At 35.5% G+C, this 17,107-nt stretch carries 21 protein-coding genes; 6 read left to right on the forward strand and 15 right to left on the reverse strand.

Going from position 1 to position 17,107, the window contains the following annotated elements:
- The first annotated feature begins 19 nt into the window (after positions 1-19).
- Positions 20-487: a YybH family protein gene (locus KXJ69_RS02395; RefSeq protein WP_219050897.1), complete on the forward strand. Its 468-nt coding sequence runs from the start codon at positions 20-22 to the stop codon at positions 485-487.
- On the opposite strand, the gene KXJ69_RS02400 is transcribed toward KXJ69_RS02395, so the two are convergent.
- The 4 genes from KXJ69_RS02400 to KXJ69_RS02415 are packed head-to-tail and all read right to left on the reverse strand — an operon-like array spanning position 484 to position 5,172.
- Positions 484-1,731, reverse strand: a complete 1,248-nt coding sequence (locus KXJ69_RS02400; protein WP_219050898.1) for an NAD(P)/FAD-dependent oxidoreductase — start codon at positions 1,729-1,731, stop codon at positions 484-486. The two genes, KXJ69_RS02395 and KXJ69_RS02400, sit on opposite strands and share 4 nt — an antisense overlap.
- The gene (locus KXJ69_RS02405) at positions 1,728-2,735 is read right to left on the reverse strand and encodes a 4-hydroxyproline epimerase (protein ID WP_219050900.1); all 1,008 of its coding nucleotides are present in this window, start codon (positions 2,733-2,735) and stop codon (positions 1,728-1,730) included. Before KXJ69_RS02405 ends, KXJ69_RS02400 begins: the two co-directional genes overlap by 4 nt.
- Complete coding sequence (locus KXJ69_RS02410) at positions 2,735-4,261, reverse strand: aldehyde dehydrogenase (NADP(+)) (RefSeq protein ID WP_219050902.1); 1,527 nt, start codon at positions 4,259-4,261, stop codon at positions 2,735-2,737. Before KXJ69_RS02410 ends, KXJ69_RS02405 begins: the two co-directional genes overlap by 1 nt.
- Complete coding sequence (locus tag KXJ69_RS02415) at positions 4,258-5,172, reverse strand: dihydrodipicolinate synthase family protein (RefSeq protein WP_219050904.1); 915 nt, start codon at positions 5,170-5,172, stop codon at positions 4,258-4,260. The genes KXJ69_RS02410 and KXJ69_RS02415 overlap by 4 nt, the downstream gene beginning before the upstream one ends.
- Positions 5,173-5,312: 140 nt before the next feature.
- On the opposite strand from KXJ69_RS02415, the gene KXJ69_RS02420 reads away from it, so the two are divergent.
- Positions 5,313-6,161, forward strand: coding sequence for an AraC family transcriptional regulator (locus KXJ69_RS02420; RefSeq protein WP_219050906.1), 849 nt, complete (start codon positions 5,313-5,315; stop codon positions 6,159-6,161).
- Here the strand turns inward: KXJ69_RS02420 and KXJ69_RS02425 are convergent.
- The 7 genes from KXJ69_RS02425 to ruvC are packed head-to-tail and all read right to left on the reverse strand — an operon-like array spanning position 6,156 to position 10,478.
- Complete coding sequence (locus tag KXJ69_RS02425; RefSeq protein ID WP_219050908.1) at positions 6,156-6,515, reverse strand: MmcQ/YjbR family DNA-binding protein; 360 nt, start codon at positions 6,513-6,515, stop codon at positions 6,156-6,158. The two genes, KXJ69_RS02420 and KXJ69_RS02425, sit on opposite strands and share 6 nt — an antisense overlap.
- A 1-nt stretch (position 6,516) precedes the next feature.
- Entirely contained in the window at positions 6,517-7,443 is a 927-nt protein-coding gene (locus KXJ69_RS02430) for a transglutaminase domain-containing protein (RefSeq protein WP_219050910.1), read from the reverse strand.
- Position 7,444: 1 nt separating this feature from the next.
- Positions 7,445-7,792 carry a DUF4260 domain-containing protein gene (locus KXJ69_RS02435; protein WP_219050912.1) on the reverse strand — a complete coding sequence of 116 codons (348 nt, stop codon included), beginning with the start codon at positions 7,790-7,792 and terminating at the stop codon, positions 7,445-7,447.
- Position 7,793: 1 nt separating this feature from the next.
- On the reverse strand, positions 7,794-8,540 hold the full coding sequence (locus tag KXJ69_RS02440; protein WP_219050914.1) for a cyclase family protein: 747 nt from the start codon (positions 8,538-8,540) through the stop codon (positions 7,794-7,796).
- A gap of 13 nt (positions 8,541-8,553) precedes the next feature.
- Positions 8,554-9,684, reverse strand: a complete 1,131-nt coding sequence (hemW, locus tag KXJ69_RS02445; protein WP_219050916.1) for a radical SAM family heme chaperone HemW — start codon at positions 9,682-9,684, stop codon at positions 8,554-8,556.
- Positions 9,685-9,690: 6 nt separating this feature from the next.
- A complete protein-coding gene (locus KXJ69_RS13825; RefSeq protein ID WP_219050919.1) occupies positions 9,691-9,924 on the reverse strand; it encodes a PLDc N-terminal domain-containing protein in 234 nt (77 codons plus the stop codon).
- Between the two features lie 2 nt (positions 9,925-9,926).
- Positions 9,927-10,478: a crossover junction endodeoxyribonuclease RuvC gene (gene ruvC, locus KXJ69_RS02455; protein ID WP_219050921.1), complete on the reverse strand. Its 552-nt coding sequence runs from the start codon at positions 10,476-10,478 to the stop codon at positions 9,927-9,929.
- 32 nt (positions 10,479-10,510) lie between these two features.
- Here ruvC and KXJ69_RS02460 point away from each other — a divergent pair, with 32 nt between their 5' ends.
- Genes KXJ69_RS02460 through KXJ69_RS02470 form a run of 3 tightly spaced genes read left to right on the forward strand, consistent with a single transcriptional unit; the run spans position 10,511 to position 13,484 of the window.
- Positions 10,511-11,452 carry a lysylphosphatidylglycerol synthase domain-containing protein gene (locus KXJ69_RS02460; protein WP_219050923.1) on the forward strand — a complete coding sequence of 314 codons (942 nt, stop codon included), beginning with the start codon at positions 10,511-10,513 and terminating at the stop codon, positions 11,450-11,452.
- Positions 11,453-11,493: 41 nt separating this feature from the next.
- The gene (locus tag KXJ69_RS02465) at positions 11,494-12,573 is read left to right on the forward strand and encodes a glycosyltransferase (RefSeq protein ID WP_219050925.1); all 1,080 of its coding nucleotides are present in this window, start codon (positions 11,494-11,496) and stop codon (positions 12,571-12,573) included.
- Positions 12,574-12,623: 50 nt separating this feature from the next.
- Entirely contained in the window at positions 12,624-13,484 is an 861-nt protein-coding gene (locus KXJ69_RS02470) for a hypothetical protein (RefSeq protein ID WP_219050927.1), read from the forward strand.
- On the opposite strand, the gene KXJ69_RS02475 is transcribed toward KXJ69_RS02470, so the two are convergent.
- The 3 genes from KXJ69_RS02475 to KXJ69_RS02485 form a co-directional block, all read right to left on the reverse strand.
- Positions 13,479-13,967 (reverse strand): hypothetical protein, encoded by a 489-nt coding sequence (locus KXJ69_RS02475; RefSeq protein WP_219050929.1) that lies wholly within the window; start codon positions 13,965-13,967, stop codon positions 13,479-13,481. The genes KXJ69_RS02470 and KXJ69_RS02475 overlap by 6 nt on opposite strands.
- Before the next feature lie 90 nt (positions 13,968-14,057).
- Positions 14,058-15,320 carry a M56 family metallopeptidase gene (locus KXJ69_RS02480; protein ID WP_219050931.1) on the reverse strand — a complete coding sequence of 421 codons (1,263 nt, stop codon included), beginning with the start codon at positions 15,318-15,320 and terminating at the stop codon, positions 14,058-14,060.
- A complete protein-coding gene (locus KXJ69_RS02485) occupies positions 15,317-15,682 on the reverse strand; it encodes a BlaI/MecI/CopY family transcriptional regulator (RefSeq protein ID WP_219050933.1) in 366 nt (121 codons plus the stop codon). The genes KXJ69_RS02480 and KXJ69_RS02485 overlap by 4 nt, the downstream gene beginning before the upstream one ends.
- A gap of 104 nt (positions 15,683-15,786) precedes the next feature.
- Between KXJ69_RS02485 and KXJ69_RS02490 the strand changes: the two genes are divergently transcribed.
- Positions 15,787-16,287: a DUF456 domain-containing protein gene (locus KXJ69_RS02490; protein ID WP_219050935.1), complete on the forward strand. Its 501-nt coding sequence runs from the start codon at positions 15,787-15,789 to the stop codon at positions 16,285-16,287.
- Between the two features lies 1 nt (position 16,288).
- Here the strand turns inward: KXJ69_RS02490 and KXJ69_RS02495 are convergent, their stop codons facing one another.
- Positions 16,289-17,056 carry a hypothetical protein gene (locus tag KXJ69_RS02495; protein ID WP_219050936.1) on the reverse strand — a complete coding sequence of 256 codons (768 nt, stop codon included), beginning with the start codon at positions 17,054-17,056 and terminating at the stop codon, positions 16,289-16,291.
- Between the last annotated feature and the right edge of the window lie 51 nt (positions 17,057-17,107).

Raw genomic sequence — 17,107 nt, forward strand, 5'->3', positions numbered from 1 at the left:
GTAAGTAAATCTTTCAAAAATGAAATATCTTCTCGTTATTACCCTATTCGTAGCTCTTGTAAGTTGTCAAGTCCACGTTTCTGCCGAAACCACTCAAAAAAAAGAAATACGACAATCCGAAGATAAAGCAGCTATTCTAGCCGTTATGAAAGCCCAAGAAATTGCGTGGAGTAAAAATGATTTGGAAGGTTTTATGCAAGGCTATTGGAAGAGTGACTCCCTCAAATTTTATGGTAGTAATGGCATTACCTACGGTTGGGATCAAACCCTTGCCAATTACAAAAAAGGATATCCTTCTGCAGATCACAGTGGCACACTAACATTTAAAATAAATGATATTTCTGAAATTGAACGAGATGCTTATTGGGTCATGGGCGAATACTTTTTGAAACGAATTGTGGGCGATGCCAACGGAATCTTTATGATTATCTTCAAAAAGATTGATGACCAATGGAAGATAGTTGCTGATATGTCTTGTAGTTCTTAAAATTTTCTATCTGGATGAAAAGCATCTAGATTCATAGAACGTTTTTTATCCAGAATTACTTCTGAAACCAGTTTCCCCGTAGCAGGACCCATACTCCAACCCATCATTGCATGACCCGTGGCTATGGTTAAATTATCACATTTTGAAGATTTCCCAATATAGGGTTTTCCGTCTGGTGAAACAGGTCGTAATCCGCAAGCCGCATGGGCCTTTTCTTTTTCATTAATCGACACATTTAGGTAGTATTTTTCTGCAGCCTTAGCAATAGCTTCAACACGCACAGGGTTTATTTTATGATGAATCCCTGCAATTTCCATAGTTCCTGCAAAACGGGTAAATCTATCCATTGGAGTGACCGCTACACGGGCTTCGGTAAGGATGGCAGGAATCGTTATTCCTGTTTCCCTTTCGGTATTGATTCGATACCCCTTTCCAGCTTCCAATGGAATCTTTATCCCTGACTTTTTACTTAACAATTGGCTCCAAGACCCAGCTGCTAACACAAATTCATCTGCAGAAATTGACTGACTTTGTGTTTTAATTTCTTTTATTTTCCTTTCAGAAAATTGGAGGTCTTCTACCTTTTCATTTTTATAAAAAGTAACTCCTTTATTTTCCAAATGTGCTTTCATTTCACTCATAAACACATTGGGTGTTGTGTGCCAATCACATTTATAATGTACTGCACCCACACTTAGGATTTGGGCATTGGGTTCCAATTTTTCTAATTCGGAAGCATTTAAAACGGTTACATCTAGGCCCTCTTTAGCTGCTAAATAAGCCACTTCCACTTCGTGATTTAAAGCTTTTTCGCTTTGACATAGCATCAACAGTCCTTTGTGTTCTAATTGAAAGTTGAATTTCTCATCCGCTTTTAATTCAGAAAATAAATCAACACTTAATAAATTAATATCCTTGATGGCTTTAATTGAATTTGATACATTTTTCTCTGAACACGATTTATTAAACGCCCAAACCCATTGCAAAAAAGAAGCATCCAAACGAGGTTTTATAAATAACGGACTTGCAGGATTAAACATCCATTTCAATCCTTGTTTCATGGCGCCAGGGGCCGCTAATGGAATAATATGACTGGGTGTTAGATACCCTGCGTTTACATAGGAAGCGCCAAAATCCATGGAAGATTGATCGATAACTGTAACCTCACATCCTTCTTTTGAAAGATAATAGGCGGAGCAAAGCCCAATAATTCCGCCTCCAATAACAACAACTTTTTTACTCATATTACTTGAAATCCGTATGCATAAGGATCATCTTCGGGATCAATAGTAATTGTATTGTACCCATAAATTTTTGCCCATCCTTTAATACTAGGAATGATGGCCTTTTTGTCACCCATTTTTGTTTCTTCTTCTATGCGACCTTCAAAGGTAGAACCAATATAACTTTCATGAATAAAAGTTTCCCCATTTTTAAGTTTTCCTTTGGTAAATAATTGAGCCATTCGTGCCGAAGTCCCCGTACCACAAGGGGAGCGATCTATAGCTTTGTCTCCGTAAAATACTGCATTCCTGCCAGATGAATTCGGGTTTAAAGGCGTTCCTGTCCACTGAATATGACTCACATCACGAATCCTTTCATCTTCAGGGTGAATAAAATGATTAGGGTAATTTTGATTTATTTTCTCACGTATTTCCTGCGAATACTGAATTAATTTACTAGCCGTAAAATCTTGTACCCCGCTAAAATTTTTCTGTGGATCCACAATGGCATAAAAGTTTCCACCGTAGGCAACATCAAAAATAAGTTCACCCAATTCTTTACAATCGATGCTAAGGTTTTCTTCGGCTAAATACGATGCAACATTCTTTAATTTTACCCAAGCTACTTTTCCGTTTACTTTTTCATACTCAATATTCACTAAACCTGCTGGAGTTTCCATTCGTACTTTTCCTTCAACTTTAGGATTGATTAATCCTTCTTCTACCCCAATTGTGATAGCACCAATGGTTCCATGGCCACACATAGGGAGACAACCTGAGGTTTCAATAAATAGAATGGCAAAATCATTTTCGGAAGATTGCGGCTCAAAAAAGAAACTACCGCTCATCATATCGTGACCCCGTGGCTCAAACATAAGTCCTTTCCGAATCCAATCATACTCTTTTAAAAAATGTTGGCGCTTTTCACCAATCGACTTTCCAGACAATGGAGGATGCCCTGTAGTTACTACTCTTACAGGGTTTCCACACGTATGCGCATCGATGCATTTATAGACAGTTTTCATTACGATTTCAAAACTTCGGGTAATAATTCTGAAGGAAAATCTTGGTAACTAAAAGGACGCACCCATCGTTTGATGGAATGGTTCCCGACTGCGGTGAATCGACTATCGGTACTTGCGGGATATGGTCCTCCGTGCGTCATTGCATCACACACCTCCACACCTGTGGGCACCCCATTAAAAATGATTCTACCAACTCTATCTTGTAGCGATTCAATAATTTCTGAAAGGCTCGAATATTCTTCTTTTTCAGCAATAATGGTTCCTGTTAATTGCCCTTCTAAATTTTCAATAATTTTAAGTAATTGTATCTCATCTTTACATTGCACCACCAAAGAAAAAGGTCCAAAAACCTCCTGATGTAGTTTTGGATTTTTTAGAAAAGCATCTCCTTTGGCAGTCACTACTTTCGCTTTTGCATAATTATCGGGTACATTCCCTTTATATTCTGCGACCAAAGTAGTTTCTGGTTGTTCAATAACCTCAGCTCCCTTTTTATTGAAAGCTGAATGAATATTAGGATTCAACATGCAGTAGGAATCAATATTCGCCGTTTTTTCACCTAAATCCTCAATAAATATTGAAGTAAAATCGCTTTCCAAAGTTAAAATCAACCCAGGATTGGTACAAAATTGTCCTGTTCCCAAAGTAATGGAACCTGCATAGGTGGACGCAATTTCGGAAGCCCTTTTCTCTAAAGCCTTCTTGGTAATTATGACCGGATTAATACTACCCATTTCTGCAAAAACAGGGATGGGTTCGTCTCGTTTTGCCGCTAAATCGTATAAGGCTCTTCCTCCATTAATACTGCCCGTAAAACCTACTCCTTTTACCTTAGGATGAGAAACCAATTGTTGTCCCACTTCAATTCCCGAACTGTTCAAATTTGAAAAAACACCTTCGGGCATACCTGTATCTTTTGCCGCTTTTATGATTGCCGAAGCCACCAACTCACCCGTTCCAGCATGCATAGGATGAGATTTTACAATCACTGGACACCCAGCCGCCAAAGCACTTGCGGTGTCTCCACCAGCTGTGGAATACGCCAATGGGAAATTACTCGCTCCAAAGACCACAATGGGTCCAATGGGAACTTGTAACTGTCGTAAATCGGGTTTAGGAGCGGGTGCTCGGTCGGGAATTGCAGTATCGATGGTAGGTTCTCTCCAAGCGTCATTCTCGATGAGTTTTGCGAACATTCGTAATTGACCTACAGTACGACCTCTTTCACCCTTCGCTCGTCCTTCGGGCAAACCCGATTCTGAAGTATAGGTTTGTACTAAAGTGTCTCCCAAAGCTTCAATTTCATCTGCAATGGCATTTAAAAAAGTAGCTCTTTTATTTCCTGAAATTGTTCTATACTGCTTGAAGGCTTTGGAAGCCAATTGCGCAGCTTTATTTATTTCGTCTTTAGTAGCTTCGGTAAATGTGTGTTCGTTTTCTTTATTTTCCTTCGGATTAAAGGTTCGATAGGTTTTAGTTCCTTTCGCAGATAATTCAAATCCAATATAATTTTTCCCTGTTATCATAAATTCTTGTAATCTGGTAATTGAGGGCGTGACTTAACACCATCGTTTATAATTTTTAAAACTTCTTCTCTTTCTTTTCCCGAGAGTCGTAACCTAGGAGCTCGTACGGTTTCACTTCCTATTCCTGTTGCAACCTCAGCAAGTTTTATATTTTGAACTAATTTAGGGTTTATATCCAACTCCAACAAGGGTAAAAACCATCTGTAAATTTCGATGGCTTCCTGGATTCTTCCTGCCTTTTGAAGTTCATAAATGGCGACTGTTTCCGCTGGGAAGGCACACACCAATCCTGCAATCCAACCATCGGCTCCCATCAATAAACTTTCTAAAGCTAAGGTATCCACCCCACACATGATTTTAAGTCGGTCTCCGAAGTTGTTTTTAATCCGAGTAACATTGGATATATCACGAGTGGATTCTTTTACTGCTTCAATGTTATCACATTTTAGTAGCTCATCGAACATAGCTTGGGTAACTTCAATTTTATAATCTACGGGATTGTTGTAGACCATAATGGGTAAGGAAGTATTAGTCGCCACTGCTTTAAAATACTCCACCGTCTCTTCATCACTGGCTTTGTAACGCATAGGCGGAAGCATCATTAAACCTGAAGCGCCATCTTCTTCGGCATGGTGAGCAGCAGCAATGGCTCCTTTTGTGGATTGTTCCGCAATATTAATTAATACTGGTACTTTCCCATTAACCATTTTAACGGTTTCTTGCGTAAGTGTTCTTTTTTCGGCTTCGGTTAAGGTACTCGCTTCGCCAAGCGTGCCTCCCAGGACAATGCCGTGAACTCCAGCTTCCAATTGCGCTTTGATATTCACTTGAAATAAATCTAAGTCCAATGTGTCTTCATTGGTAAATTTTGTAGTTACTGCAGGCATAACGCCTTTCCATTCAAATTTCATAAGATGCTATTTTAATGATTCAAAAGTAAAGCAACTGTCATGATTTTTAGCGTAGAAAATTATCCAAATATGATACTATTTTACCCTATTTTTTATTTTAAATATTTTTATTGATTATTATTGTAATATGTTTTAACCTAATGAAGGTCCTTCCATTTACCATACCAAAGCCTAAAAATGATGCGCTTATTCTTCAAGAGGATAAGCAACCCCTATTCTATAATTTATTTCATCAACACGAGGAAGTTCAGTTAAGTGTTATTAAAAAAGGGGAAGGATCCTTAATTGTTGGGGATGCGGTGCATTCTTTTCAAGCGGGCGAATTGATTGTTTTAGGAAGCAACGTTCCCCATGTTTTTAAAAGCACTACTCTAAAAGATTCGCCATCGCATATGCTGACGGTCTTCTTTAAAAAAGATTCCTTTGGGAGTGACTTTTTTGAAACTGAAGAATTAAAATCCTTAGATTCTTTTTTCGTAAAGGCTTCACAGAGTTTTAAAATTTTGACCCCTTCCATAGAAATAATTTCCTTATTTGAAGCTCTTTTTGCAGTTTCAAAATTGGAGCGATTCATTTTATTCCTTCAGCTCTTAAAAAAAATTAATGAATCCCCATTCACACCTCTTTCCTCATTTGCACAAACAAAAAAGTACTCAGATAATGAGGGCCGACGTATGGGTATTATTTACAACTTTAGTATGAATCATTTTCGGGAGAAAATTAGGTTATCTCAAATTGCATCGGAAGCTGCTATGACTCCTCAAGCGTTTTGCCGCTATTTTAAAAAAAGAACTCGTAAAACCTATATTGAATTTTTAAATGAAATCCGAATTGAAGAAGCTTGTAATTTACTCAAAAAACATCCCGAAATGAGTATCATCGAAATAGCTGAATCCAGCGGATTTAATAACATTTCAAACTTTCATCGAAAGTTTAAAGAACTGAAGGGAATGCGACCTCTTCAGTTTCAAAAGCAAAGCCGATTATAAATTTTTAAGTTCCTCTTTTAATTTTTTGGTTAATCCAGAAACCACCAAATCGTAGGAATGATCAATAAGCTCTGTTATGAGTTTAGGTGGAAGATTCGATTCAATAATAACCGTATTCCAGTGCAACTTACTCATATGCCAACCGGGGATGATTAAACCGTCAAACTGGGTTCGAAGCTCGACAGATCGATCAGGGTCGCATTTTAAATTGACTTGCGATGGGATACGCTCCAAGCCACAGATAGCAAACATTTTTCCCATCACTTTAAAAACAAGGGTGTGCTCATCGAAAGGGAAGGATTCGGTGACTCCTTTTTTGGAGAGGCAATAATTACGAAAGTCTTCTATGTGCATATCATTCCACTTTATAACCCAAAACTGGATTGTCATCAAAATAAATTAGTAATGAAGTGTGTCCCATCTGTACAGGAACGGTAAAATGTACCACCCCTTCTTTTTCTCTAAATAGCACCGATTCTTTTTGATCTCCATACGAATATTGGATTTCCTTTGGAGCGGTTGTTTTAATTTCAAAATAAATTTCATTCATCGAACTATTGGAATACAAAGTTCCGTTTTTAGGTGAAATAATATCCTCCGAAATGAGATTTGGTGAAATAATGAGGGGGCCCTTGGTAAATTCTGAAAACATCAAAGTTGGGTTTAAAAAAGTGTCGTCCACCATTTCGGGATAATGGCTTTTTATAAGTTGATTTGGCGCCGTTTTATAGTAAAAATAGGTAGGCTCCTTTATAAACTTTCCGTTAAACTTCCCAGCTCCCCACGTAGCGTCAAACAAAAACCAAGTATCGCCAATCTTAGCAGCATTCCACATATGATTTTTCTTAAAAGGTCTTCCAATATCTTTAAAATGGGTTTTGGTATCGCCTTGTATTAAGTAGTTTTCAATACCTTGTAACTGGCATAGTTTTTCGAACACAAAAGCATAGCCTTCACAAACGGCAATACCATTTTGTAAGGTTCTTTCAATGATTTTCGCTCGGGTTTTTTCTTCCTTTTGATTTCGCTCTCGATAGTTGGTAAACGAATAGTTGAATTTTTTATACTCATCCGGGTCATACCTCACATTCTGAATTAACCAAGTATAAATGGCGCGTACTTTATCTTCTTGGGTAAAGAAATCACGGGTGATAAATTTTGAAAAGTCTTCGGCTTTTTTAAAAGTTTTAGGATATAATTCAATGGTGGCATCGACTCTTTCGTAGTCTTGTGAAAAGCCAAGGAATGAAGTAAAGCATAAAATGACAAGAAGTTTTTTCATCCTATTTTAAGTTCCCTAGATGCGTGTGCTTAAAAAGATCTGGATATTTTAATCCGTACCCAAATATCCTATCCATTGCCGAATGAGAAAACAAAATTATGCCTGTCAATGCTATAATATCGTTTGATAAATAATACCCTAAGAGTAACACCAAAATAGCTACGGCTTTATGATGAAATAAATTGTAGGTAAAGGCTCCTACTTTTGTATTCACTATATATCCTAACATTCCAATATCGGGTGTTAATAGTAAAACGGGAAACCACCACCAAGCATAATCCAATTGGGTAAATAAAAAAATTCCGAATAAGAATTGGGCGAGTTCTTCTATTTTTAAAGAGGCTTCCATATTAAAAAATTTTATATAAAACAGGTCGGCTTGGGGTCGCATCATTCACAAAAGAAGCAGTTTGTAAGTTAAGTATATAACTACCATCTTTGATGCGATTATTCACATAAATAAATTCGGTGATAGTAGCATTAAATCTAGTGTTCTTTGGGTAATCCCAAAAGGCTTTATGCGCTAATAATTTTCCTTCGTCTTTTTCTTTGTCCACCGAGGGTAAATCAATTAGTAAATGGTCCACACCCAATTCTCTTAAAAAATTCGCTGCTTCTCCCTCCAAGTACGGCCAATTGGTATTGGAGTATTTTTTGGTTTTCTTGGAAGCTAAATTCGGCATCGTACGTATTACTAGGGCTTCAGGATTTTTCCCTTTCAATAAGTGTTTTAATTGTTTTTCTGAAATGACCAAATCTCCCTTATTACTTTCTGGCGCTACCGAAATCACTTCAGCTAAAAAAAAGTACTTTTTTAAGGTGTTGTGTACCGAATGAAACTCCTCCGAAATATGCCCCACACTCTCGGTATGGGTGCCATGAGCATGCGGATTAAAATACACATTGTTAAAATTGACTCCGCCACCTTCGCTTACCTTTCCAATCCAATCGCCCAATTTTACAGGCCATACTTCCGGGGGATCAATGTACCAAGCGCGTGCTTTGCCTTTATGGGCTTTTATGGGAATTGAAATATCGAGTGGTTTCGATAAATCGATATTGAAAAATTGTTTGCCTACGGTAATTGTTGCTTTCAAATGGAATGAGTTTTCAGTCTAAATTTAGCAAGAAAAGATCACTTGCAATTCCGTCGCTTAAAAATTTACCTTTTTTAGTGACCATGAGCCTGTCGTTTTCCCGTATTAAAAAGTCATTTTTTATATGAAGCTGCGTCTGCATTAATAAATATTCAAGATACTTTTTCCCGAATAATTTCTCCACTTCTTCTAACTGTATTCCCCACATGGTTCGCAATCGTGTCATCACATATTCGTTATAGCGATCATTTTTTGTGAGCGTTTCTCGTTCTAACGGAAGAGTCTCGGCCTCTATAGCTTTAATGTATTTTGAATTGTTTGCCACGTTCCAACTTCGGTTTTTTCCATCGTAACTATGCGCCGAAGGCCCTACTCCCAAATACGGTTTCCCTTGCCAGTATGCCAAATTGTTTTGCGATTCAAAACTTGGTTTTCCAAAATTGGAGAATTCATAATTTACAAAGCCTCTTTTCTCGGTCTCTGAAACTAAAAGATGATGGTGATCCTGAGCGACTCCATCTTCAACGGGAGGCACAATTCCTTTCTCTATAAAGGCTTTTAAAGCTGTTTTGGGTTCTACAGTTAGGGCGTAACACGAAAGGTGAGGTACATTCAACTCAAAAGCTTTTTCTAAGTTTTGAAGCCAACGTTGGTTGGTCATTTTAGGGATTCCGTAGATGAGATCAATACTAATATTGCTGAAATATTGTTTGGAAAGCTGAATCGACTCCCAAGCTTCTCCTGCATTATGAGCACGATTCATCAATTTTAAATCTTCCTCAAAAAAGGATTGCACTCCAATACTTAAACGATTAATAGTGGATTTTGACAATTGAAGTAATTTTTCTTCAGATAAATCGTCTGGATTGGCTTCGAGGGTAATTTCAGCCTCTTTTGAAACTATAAAGTTTTCAGCAATCGTTTTAAAAATTTTGGATAGTTCTTCTTCCGAAAGTAAGGACGGAGTTCCTCCCCCAAAATAAATAGTTTTTATTTTACCTTTTAACTCGCTTTTCCGAAGCACTAATTCTTTACAAATAGCATCTACAACGCGCTGCTTATTTTTAAGTGAAGTGGAGAAATGAAAGTCACAATAATGACAGGCCTGTTTACAAAAGGGGATGTGAATATAAATGCCTGACAAAATATTCTAGTTTCTTTTATTAAACTTAGGACTAAAAACTCTTTTTAAGATCAATCTTCTTCTAAAAGCCAAATAAATAGAGTAACCAAAATATCCAAAAACAAAAACAAAAAGAAACCAAATCCATTTATTTCTTTTTTCCTTAAAAGGAGTTACATAAAATTCTCTTTCTACATAAAACATAAACCCAATTCTTAAAATTAGAATTTGTCTGTCGAATTGGAAAATGATTAAATCCATACTTACCCTATTCGGTCCTCATTTTGTTTTACAAAAGCACCCCATCCTGTATAGCTTTTTCCAGATTCAATTTTACCAGCGTTATAAAAATGACACACCGCAGCAGCAAGTCCGTCTGTACTATCCAGATTTTTTGGTAATTCTTTCAAACTTAAAAGACTTTGTAGCATTTTCGCTACTTGCTCTTTACTGGCGTTTCCATTGCCCGTAATGGCCATTTTAATCTTTTTTGGAGAATATTCGGTAATAGGAACTTGTCGTGAAAGACCCGCTGCCATAGCAACCCCTTGGGCACGACCTAACTTGAGCATGGATTGTACATTCTTTCCGAAAAAAGGTGCTTCAATCGCAATTTCGTCTGGGTGAAAAGTATCGATAAGTTCGATGGTGCGTTCAAAAATATGTTTTAGGCGAACGTAATGATCGTCGTATTTTGAAAGTTGTAGTTCATTTAATTGAAGAAACTGCATCTCCTTTTTAATGACTTTAATAAGTCCAAACCCCATCACTGTGGTTCCTGGATCTATTCCTAATATAATTTTTTCGGAAGCCATTCCTTCTAAAACTTTAGTATTTTAGCGACCCTATGGTTGCCCTATCTCACAAAGCTAAGCAATATGGCTGGTTTGCCCTAAAGGTTTTTATCTTAAGCGTTGCTTTTATCTATATCTATAGAAAGATAGTATTGCAAGACAGCGCATCGTGGGGTATTATGTTTGACGCTGTAAAAACAAAAAGCTTTGGTTATCTATTTCTTTTTTTTGGAATTACAATTGCGAATTGGTTTTTTGAAATTAAAAAATGGCAAACCATAACCTCTGTTATGAAAAAGATTTCCTTTTTTGAAGCTTCAAAGCAAAGTTTAGCAGCGCTTACCGTTTCTCTCGCTACCCCTAACCGGATTGGTGATTACGGTGCTAAAGTTTTTTATTTTGAAAAACAACACCGAAAAAAAATAGTACTACTCAACTTCGTATCGAATGCATTTCAATTGTTAACTACCTTAATTTTTGGAATCGTTGGCTTGTTTTTAGTTTTTCCAAAACTACGTATTGAACTATCTGAATATAAACTAATTGCAGGCTTTTTAATCTTGGTTTTTGTGACGCTTTTAGCATATTTATTCAGAAAAAAAGAATGGTTTATAAAAGGATTTACCATTAAAAATGTGTGGAATTATTTTCAGAAAATCTCGTTTTTAATAAAGTTAAAAACCTTTATCTACTCCATTATTAGATACTTGATTTTTAGCAGTTTATTCTATTTATTGCTTCAATATTTTGGAGCTAACACTTCATTTTTAGACACTATTCCTTTTATAACTTCCATGTATTTAGTAGTTTCGATACTTCCAATGTTTTTGATATTCGATGTCATTGTAAGAGGGAGTATTGCAGTTTGGCTGTTGTCTGTCATAAATATTAATGAGACCGTAATTATCACAACGGTATTTACGATGTGGCTTCTTAATTTTATTCTCCCCGCTATATTTGGAAGCATTTATGTTATAAATTTTAAGAGGGTTTGATTATTACTTTATTCATTGTTTTTATTTTCTATTTCATAGTTATGGGATGGATTTTTTATGGAATTAAAAGGCATCCGGCCTTTTTTCCTAAAAATAATGCTCAAAAGACATCCTTTTCAATTATCATCCCTTTTAGAAATGAAGAAAAGCATCTCCCCTTTTTATTAAAAACTCTTTTAAATGTAAAATACGATCTAACCAAATTTGAAATTTTGTTTGTTGATGATGACTCTAGCGATACTTCGGTTGAAATTATTCATACATTTTTGAAGGATGCACCATTATATTTTGAAATTTTATCAAACAAAAGATATTCCAATTCTCCAAAGAAGGATGCTATTTCATTAGCCGCAAAACAAGCTCGACATTCATGGATTGTTACTACAGATGCGGATTGTAAAATACCAGAAAAATGGTTAGTACTATTGGATGCGTTTATACAAAAAGAACACCCCAAAATGGTGTGTATGCCCGTATTTTTGGAAAGAGATGACTCCTTTTTAAAACAGTATCAATTCTTTGATGTACTTAGCCTGCAGGCTACCACCTTGGGGGGATTTGGTAATAACATCCCGCTTCTATGCAATGGAGCAAATTTGGCCTATAAAAAGAATGCCTTTTTTGAAGTTGCTGGATTTATAAACAATGATAAACACGCAAGTGGTGATGACATATTTTTAATGGAAAAGATAAAAGCATTATATCCTAATAAAATTAAATATTTAAAGAATCCAGAAGCTGCCATAATTACGCATTGTGTAGAAAGCTGGGAAGAAATTATCCAGCAACGCATCCGTTGGGCATCAAAAACAAAATACTTAAAAAACGCTGCTGTGTCATTAGTGGGAGGCATTGCTTTACTCACAAATCTCACCCTAGTTATTAGTCTTATTTTTTCCTTCATATTCCCTTTAAAAATATTGTATTTCGCACTGTTTATACTTTTAAAAATTATGCTGGACAGTATAATTTTAGTCGTTGAAGCTAGGTTTCTTAAGCTAAAAATTAACCTCTTCTATGTATTTCTAAGTTCCTTTGTCTATTCTTTTATGGTTGTTTGGGTTGTACTTAATAGCTTTCATGGAGCTTATCAATGGAAAGATAGGACGTTTAAAAAATAGGCTTCGTTTCAATTATTTTTTTACCTTTAAGCGTACCAAATCAATATGTTATGAAATACCTACTAATTGTTCTTTCTATATTTTTGACTCAAATTTCATTTTCACAACAGTCGTATTCTGTAAATGGAGAAAATCTAACATTGTATCCCGAAGCAGAAGGAAATCTCACCCTTCTTTGGAATAGTTTTGATGGTAATTACCGTTATTTCATTAAAAAAGGCGATGAAATAGTCGAACTAAAAAACACCAAAGTTGATGGTGATTATCAAGAGGAATATAAAGATGTACTAAGAAATTACACAGGTTCGGATACTTCAAAAGTAAAATTAACGAAAGCAGATTTAGTGAGAGCTGTGGATGCCTATAATGTACAAAATGACGCTTCCTATGTTTCAAAAACTACTTCGGTACAACTAAAAGCACGTTTAGGAGTATTCGCTGGGATTTCCAATTACCCTTATTTTGTAAACCCTGATAATACATCACTTCCGCAATTTGGTGTAGAATTGGAAATTATTGATGACGTGAAACTTAAGCGGCATAGTATGGCGCTCTTGTTACGCCATATTTTGGGAAATAATGATTACGATTTTTCATCAACACAGTTTTCACTTAACTATCGCTTTAAGTTTGTAAAGACGGAAACTTTTGATATTTATGTGAATACTAAATTTGCCGATTTTGTTCACATATCTCAAGATTTAAGCTTTACAGATGGAAATGGAGAGGTAACCAATATTAAGGCGTCGGGAAGTGAATTTCAAGCTCCTTTTGGAATCGGAATTGGTACTGATATTGCTCTTGGGAATGGTTATTTAACCTTTTTATACCAAGACATTTTTGCGCTAAACCTTAATGATAATGGAGAATTTTCAATAGATCTAGTAGTTGGGTATAAATGGAATTTATAAATTTTCTGAATTTAAAATAAAAGGTAACCGTATGGTGGTAGTCACGGGTATACCCCTTTTATACGCCGGCGCTGGGTTGGAAATTTTACCAATACTTTCTTGAAATAGTCGAGATAAACTTGGAACTTTCTTTAATGTAAGGCTATCGGCTATCACTTCTTCAATAACTAAATTTCCCTTTTTATCAATTTGAAGAATAATGGTAACTGTATCACTAATTTCTTGTGAGGTGACTAAATTTTCTTCAGAGAGTTCCTGTTTAATAGCAGAATTTACCACATTTTGAAAGCACGATTTTTGCTCCTCTTTTTCGGTATATTTTTCGCATTCGCCAAACATGGGATAGGTATCAACCTCGCTCCAATTAATACTTTCAATCTCTTCTTCATAAAAGGTTTCGGAAGAAATTCGCTCGGTATTAAAATACTGGCATGAGGATACTATCCATAGAAATCCTAAAAAAAATACTTTGGGAATTTTCATTAGCTAAAATTACACATTTCCCTTGAAACACAGCTATAACAAAAAACCGAAGCAATACTTCGGTTTTAAAAATTTTAAGAATACTAAATTTTAGATTTCAAAGAGTATTGGTAATGCAAACTGTACTGCAACTTTTTTTCCTTTATGCTCTCCTGGAATCATTTTTGGAAGTGTTTTCCCAACTCTAATAGCTTCATCTTGTAATTCTTTAAAATCGGATTTAGCAGTCACATCTTTAATTTCGCCGTTGGAGTCGATAACAAATTGTACTACTATTTTTTGTCTTCCAGTTATCTCAGCATTTTTAATGTCTTTACTGAACTCCTTTACTACATGCTGCGCCACGTTTTGTGTAAAGCACTTTTTAGCTTCTTCATTAGACATCCCCTCACAGCCGGGATATACCGGGACCTTATCAATGTCTTTCAAAGTTAATTCTTTGTCTTGTTGTGGAGCGGTTTCGGTAATAGGGGTCTTACTAGTTGCTGTTTGGTTTCCTTTGACTTCATTTACACAGGAAGTATAAATTACCATGGCTCCAATGATAGGCAATACAGCTAAATACTTTACTAACGCCTTTTTTGTAGATTTCGATTTTTGTAACATAACGATTCGTTTTTTAATTAATGAATGATTGAAAAAAGTATTGATAAATGAAATAGTTTCGGTTTGAAATAATTTTGAAAGCAAGTTTTCGTAATAATCGCGCTTCTTTATTTGCTGCACAACGGAAGCATCTGCAATAAATTCTTGAAGTGCCGACACTCTTTTTTGAAACAAATAAAATAAAGGATTAAACCAAAAAACAATTTTTAGAATTTCGTATATAAGTAAATCGATGGTATGATTTTGGCGCGCGTGGACAGCTTCGTGTAAAAGAATATCCTCCTTTTGTTTTTGGGTAAGATATTCCCCTAAAAAAATCGACTTTAAAAACGTAAAAGCAACATCTGTATTGGGAATATAAACCACGGTAAAGTCTGAATACTTTTCTACTTCACCTTGTTTTTTTAGTTGATGAATTCTGTTCAGTTTCTTAACAAAGTAATAAAGCGAAACTGCAATTCCAGTAAGCCAAATAAATTGAAATACTTGTTCAGAAGAAACAAAAGAGGTACTAATAGTCTGTGTTGTGTTTGATACTAAAATCTCTGGTAGATTGATGGTAACCACACTATTTAAAGTATTTTGTAATCCCTCAAATTTTAAGAAAGGAACCATCATTATGAAAATGGGTGTAAAAAGTAAATACACTCTATTTAACTGAAAAAAAGTTTCTCTTTTAAGGAAAAGATCATAAACTCCTAACAATAAAAGCTGAAACACTATAATTTGAATAAAATAGGATATCATGATTTTGTTTCTTTATTTATCTCTTTCAATATTGCCTCAAGTTCATTAATATTTACATCATTTTCTTTTACAAAAAATGAAACCATACTTTTAAAAGAACCTTTAAAGTAGCCATCTACCAATTTATTAATAGATTGATTACTGTAATCTGCTTTAGCGATTATCGGAAAATAAATATGTCCTCTTCCCTCACGTCTGTAATCCACAAATTCTTTACTTTCCAAAATTCTAACAATAGTGGATACTGTATTATACGCAGGTTTAGGATTAGGAAGCTCATCTATAATGCTGGCTACATTGGCTTCACCCAAATCCCAAAGTACCTGCATGATATCCTCTTCTGCTTTAGTAAGTTGTTTCATCTTATTGCATTTAGATTTCAAATATAACTAAATTTTTAGTTTAAACTAATTTTTTAGTTATTAATTTGTAACGTTTCAGTAAATTGTTAGTCGAATAGCACCATATGGACATCCTTTGTATTCTTATTGGTTTATTATTTATGCTCGTAGGAATTGCCGGCAGTATCCTCCCAGTGATTCCAGGGACTCCGCTTTCCTGGCTAGGTTTAATAGTACTCTATTTAGCACCCTCTTTAGAATTTGATTGGACTTTTATCATCATTACAGGAATTGTTGGTATAGGAATTTACATTATGGATTATATCATTCCTGCGATGGGAACCAAGCGTTTTGGAGGAAGTGAAGCTGGAGCATGGGGAACTACCATTGGTTTAATTATTGGTATTTTAGCTCCTATCCCTTTTGGAATTCTAATTGGTCCTTTTGTAGGAGCACTCGTTGGGGAATTGGCATTTAATAAAACCGAAGGACCCCAAGCATTTAAAGCAGCTTTGGGATCCTTTTTTGGATTTCTAGCATCTACTTTCCTCAAGTTTTTCGCGACACTAGTGTATTTAGGGCTATTTATTTATAAAGTGATTGTAAATTTTGACTTACTTTTTTAGATTAATGTCTAGTTGGGTCAAAAGGAAAATTATCTTGGTTATCTGGAAATCCATCTAAATCTGAATCTCTTACATCATTATCTATAAATAATAACTGGAAACTAATGGGTAAAAAGGTTTCAAAAACAACGGCATCAAATTCAGTTGTAGGAGCAACGGATACCGATATGGAAGTAAACGTAACATTGAGTGTCGTATCGACCATCGTTCTTGCCCAAACTAACGCCGTAAAATTGCCAAAACGCAATAGTCTAGCACCAAATGCCGAAGGAAAAGTCCCTGCAATAATTCCTGTTTCGTTTGTTGTGCATACCACTTGGGGGGAACCGTTAAAACCTAGTACACTAAACATATTATTAATTTCTAAAGCCAAAACATCGTTAACCCCTACATTTCCTTGAAGAGATAAAGAAGGAATATATCTCCAAACCACATTATTGTCATTACGTACAACATTTACACCTAAAGCTTGAATCTGTGGAATTGTTATTTCTGTTGCACTATACCCAGCTGGCATAGTAAATCCTAATCCTGGATATTGTGTATGAATAAATTGTGTGCCTGGATTAGCTATGGTAGGAATTTGTGTTAAAGGAACAGGTAACCCATGAGCATAATCCCAGTACAATGCCTGAACACCTGTAACGTTTGTACATATTTGAGAGTTAAAATTCCTAAAGTCGTTTGCGGGAGTTTCGTTATTATTATCCTTACTACAGGATGATAGTAAAAAAATGATTGACAGAGAAAGTATAGCAAAATGTTTCATATGGATGTATTTTTTAATACATCGATAGACTTTTAATATGTCATCACAAAA

This window comes from Halomarinibacterium sedimenti (assembly GCF_019312585.1).
Classification (GTDB): domain Bacteria; phylum Bacteroidota; class Bacteroidia; order Flavobacteriales; family Flavobacteriaceae; genus Halomarinibacterium; species Halomarinibacterium sedimenti.

Excerpts from the sequence above, each read along its gene's own strand:
- KXJ69_RS02395 (WP_219050897.1), top strand. The coding sequence starts at position 20 with ATGAAATATCTTCTCGTTATTACCCTATTCGTAGCTCTTGTAAGTTGT.
- KXJ69_RS02400 (WP_219050898.1), bottom strand. The coding sequence starts at position 1,731 with ATGAGTAAAAAAGTTGTTGTTATTGGAGGCGGAATTATTGGGCTTTGC.
- KXJ69_RS02405 (WP_219050900.1), bottom strand. The coding sequence starts at position 2,735 with ATGAAAACTGTCTATAAATGCATCGATGCGCATACGTGTGGAAACCCT.
- KXJ69_RS02410 (WP_219050902.1), bottom strand. The coding sequence starts at position 4,261 with ATGATAACAGGGAAAAATTATATTGGATTTGAATTATCTGCGAAAGGA.
- KXJ69_RS02415 (WP_219050904.1), bottom strand. The coding sequence starts at position 5,172 with ATGAAATTTGAATGGAAAGGCGTTATGCCTGCAGTAACTACAAAATTT.
- KXJ69_RS02420 (WP_219050906.1), top strand. The coding sequence starts at position 5,313 with ATGAAGGTCCTTCCATTTACCATACCAAAGCCTAAAAATGATGCGCTT.
- KXJ69_RS02425 (WP_219050908.1), bottom strand. The coding sequence starts at position 6,515 with ATGCACATAGAAGACTTTCGTAATTATTGCCTCTCCAAAAAAGGAGTC.
- KXJ69_RS02430 (WP_219050910.1), bottom strand. The coding sequence starts at position 7,443 with ATGAAAAAACTTCTTGTCATTTTATGCTTTACTTCATTCCTTGGCTTT.
- KXJ69_RS02435 (WP_219050912.1), bottom strand. The coding sequence starts at position 7,792 with ATGGAAGCCTCTTTAAAAATAGAAGAACTCGCCCAATTCTTATTCGGA.
- KXJ69_RS13825 (WP_219050919.1), bottom strand. The coding sequence starts at position 9,924 with ATGGATTTAATCATTTTCCAATTCGACAGACAAATTCTAATTTTAAGA.
- ruvC (WP_219050921.1), bottom strand. The coding sequence starts at position 10,478 with ATGGCTTCCGAAAAAATTATATTAGGAATAGATCCAGGAACCACAGTG.
- KXJ69_RS02460 (WP_219050923.1), top strand. The coding sequence starts at position 10,511 with ATGGTTGCCCTATCTCACAAAGCTAAGCAATATGGCTGGTTTGCCCTA.
- KXJ69_RS02465 (WP_219050925.1), top strand. The coding sequence starts at position 11,494 with ATGGGATGGATTTTTTATGGAATTAAAAGGCATCCGGCCTTTTTTCCT.
- KXJ69_RS02470 (WP_219050927.1), top strand. The coding sequence starts at position 12,624 with ATGAAATACCTACTAATTGTTCTTTCTATATTTTTGACTCAAATTTCA.
- KXJ69_RS02475 (WP_219050929.1), bottom strand. The coding sequence starts at position 13,967 with ATGAAAATTCCCAAAGTATTTTTTTTAGGATTTCTATGGATAGTATCC.
- KXJ69_RS02480 (WP_219050931.1), bottom strand. The coding sequence starts at position 15,320 with ATGATATCCTATTTTATTCAAATTATAGTGTTTCAGCTTTTATTGTTA.
- KXJ69_RS02485 (WP_219050933.1), bottom strand. The coding sequence starts at position 15,682 with ATGAAACAACTTACTAAAGCAGAAGAGGATATCATGCAGGTACTTTGG.
- KXJ69_RS02490 (WP_219050935.1), top strand. The coding sequence starts at position 15,787 with ATGGACATCCTTTGTATTCTTATTGGTTTATTATTTATGCTCGTAGGA.
- KXJ69_RS02495 (WP_219050936.1), bottom strand. The coding sequence starts at position 17,056 with ATGAAACATTTTGCTATACTTTCTCTGTCAATCATTTTTTTACTATCA.